This is a genomic window from Rhodococcus sp. P4_F5, assembly GCF_056401315.1.
In genome coordinates, this window is sequence record NZ_JBFUJP010000009.1 from 1 (window position 1) to 2,470 (window position 2,470).

Here is a 2,470-nt window from a genome sequence, read left to right on the forward strand (position 1 = left end):
CGCCTGGGCCGCGGCGATGCCGTTGCTCGCCGCCGCCCTTTGGCCCACCCTGCCCGACATGGCCGCCACCGACGCCGGCGCCGACGACCGCACCGTCACCGTCGCCGCGATCCAGGGCAGCGTGCCCCGGCTCGGGCTCGAGTTCAACGCACAGCGCCGCGCGGTCCTCGACAACCACGTCCGCGAGACCGTCCGGCTGGCCGACGACATCGACGCCGGCCGCCAACCCCGGCCGGACATCGTGGTCTGGCCGGAGAACGCCTCCGACATCGACCCGCTGCGCAACGCCGACGCGGCGACCGCGATCAGCGCCGCATCGCGGGCCGTGGGCGCGCCGATCCTGGTCGGCGCCGTGCTCGTCAACGGCGACGGCACCACCACCAACTCGGTGATCGTGTGGGACGCGGACACCGGTCCGCAGGAACGCCACGACAAGAAGATCATCCAGCCGTTCGGCGAGTACCTGCCGTACCGCGACTTCTTCCGGCACCTGTCCTCGTACGCGGACAAGGCCGGGAACTTCGTGCCGGGCGACGGGAACGGGGTGGTGCACGCGGCCGGGATTCCCGTCGGGGTCGCCACCTGTTACGAGGTCGCCTTCGACCGGGCCCTCACCGAGGCGGTGCGCGACGGCGCGCAACTGATCGCGGTGCCGACCAACAACGCGACCTTCGGCGACACCGAGATGACCTACCAGCAGCTGGCCATGTCGCGGGTGCGGGCCGTCGAGCACGGCCGGGCCGTGGTGGTGGCCGCCACCTCCGGGGTCAGCGCGATCGTCGCCCCGGACGGGTCGGTCCAGCAGTCGTCGCCGTTGTTCGCCCCGACCACGCTCGTCGCGGAGGTCCCGCTGCGGGCCACGACCACCCTCGCGACCCGGCTCGGCTCGATCCCCGAGTACCTACTGTGCATCGCGGCGGCCCTCGCCACGGCCGTCGCCGTGGTGCGCCGCCGGCGCTTGGCGCCGGAAGCCCCGGAGGCGGCCGACACCGCGGCATGAACGCGGTGGCCTTGCCCAGAGACGACTGAACGCCCCGGAGGAAGTCCTCCGGGGCGTTCAGTGTTCGATCAGGCGCCAACAGATGCCGGCTCCGCTACGCTCCGCGGCGCTGCGTCCGTAGACGCCGGCTCCGCTACGCTCCGCGGCGCTTGGTCTTCAGCAGGTCCATCCGCTCCTTGAGCAGCTCCTCGAGCTCTGCCTCCGAGCGACGCTCGAGCAGCATGTCCCAGTGGGTGCGCGGGGGCTTGACCTTCTTGGCCTCCGGCGCGGTGCCCTCGAGGAGCTGACCCTCGAGGCCGTTCTTGCACATCCAGGTACCGGGGATCTCCGCCTCGTCGGCGAACGGGACGTCGAATTCCTCGCCGTTGTCGCAGCGGTACCGGGCCATACGTCGAGGCGCCAGATCGTGGTCACGGTCCGTCTCGTAGCTCACTGCGCCGAGTCGGCTGCCTCGAAGTACGCGATCTGCCATGGTGGTGTCCTCTCCTCCGCTTGCCCTACAAAGCTCTGGTCACGCGAGCGCGCCTGAAATCGGCGGACCAAGCGTTCACACTCATCTACAACGTCACGGAAATCCGATTGGTTCCCGTACGGCGCGCAGAATCGACCACCACCTTACCGGGTGAGGACGACGGCCCCGCACAGTACAGTGGCCGACTGTGGCTGGCCCTTCGAGAAGACCCGAATCGTGCGTCTGGTGCGGTCGACAGGTGCCCGACGCGGGCATGGGCCGGCGACGCCGGTACTGCCGCCAGTCCTGTCGACAGCGCGCCTACGAGCAGCGCGTCGCGGTGAAGGGCACCGCGATCGCGCCCGACGCCGTGGTGCTCACCGCGGACGAGGCGACGGCGGTGATGGACCGGATGTTCGAGGTCCGGTGCGCCGCGGAGGACGTCGCCACGGCCGCGGCCGAGAGCGCCTCGCCGGCGGAACTCGCCGCGCTGTGCGCCACGCTGCTCGACCTCGCGCGAGAGGCCGAACGACTCCGCTGAGACACGTGACTCTGAAACACGTGACAGGAGCAAACACGGCATGAACTGCGCTTATGCGAGTTCATGTGCCGGCGGGTAGCGTCAAGGACGGTGACCCGACACACCCGCGAGGCGCCATGCCGCACGCGTCACTGTTGCGGCGGAGAGAGCTTCGCGGGGTCGGTCACTGCCACTCGGGGGGTGGCGAGGTAACCACCTTGGGTGTCTGTCGGCAGGCCCCGTCCAGGGCGAGGCTGGTGTGACAGAGAGCCATGCACCTACGCACCCACCCGACTGGGGGGAACACAATGCCGACCACCGTCGCGCACACACCTTCTGCAGCACCCGACTTCTGTCGTCGTCCTTCGAACCAACGCGGTCCCGAACCCGTGGTATCGACAAACCAGCACGGCAACATTCGCATCTCGATACCCTTTAGAAAAGGAAGAAGCGACACGCCGCAAGAGCAATCGCACGCCTCATTGCCCTAGGGATTACG

The 2,470-nt window shown here is 69.4% G+C and carries 3 protein-coding genes; 2 read left to right on the plus strand and 1 reads right to left on the minus strand.

Annotated features, from left to right (window positions below):
* On the plus strand, nucleotides 1–1,000 hold a 1,000-nt coding region (gene lnt, locus AC1DU4_RS06520; RefSeq protein ID WP_477838231.1), incomplete at its 5' end, for an apolipoprotein N-acyltransferase.
* Nucleotides 1,001–1,133: 133 nt separating this feature from the next.
* Here lnt and AC1DU4_RS06525 read toward each other — a convergent pair.
* On the minus strand, nucleotides 1,134–1,472 hold the full coding sequence (locus tag AC1DU4_RS06525) for an RNA polymerase-binding protein RbpA (RefSeq protein WP_072844647.1): 339 nt from the start codon (nucleotides 1,470–1,472) through the stop codon (nucleotides 1,134–1,136).
* A gap of 187 nt (nucleotides 1,473–1,659) precedes the next feature.
* On the opposite strand from AC1DU4_RS06525, the gene AC1DU4_RS06530 reads away from it, so the two are divergent.
* Nucleotides 1,660–1,992: a hypothetical protein gene (locus AC1DU4_RS06530; protein WP_477838232.1), complete on the plus strand. Its 333-nt coding sequence runs from the start codon at nucleotides 1,660–1,662 to the stop codon at nucleotides 1,990–1,992.
* Nucleotides 1,993–2,470: the final 478 nt, after the last annotated feature.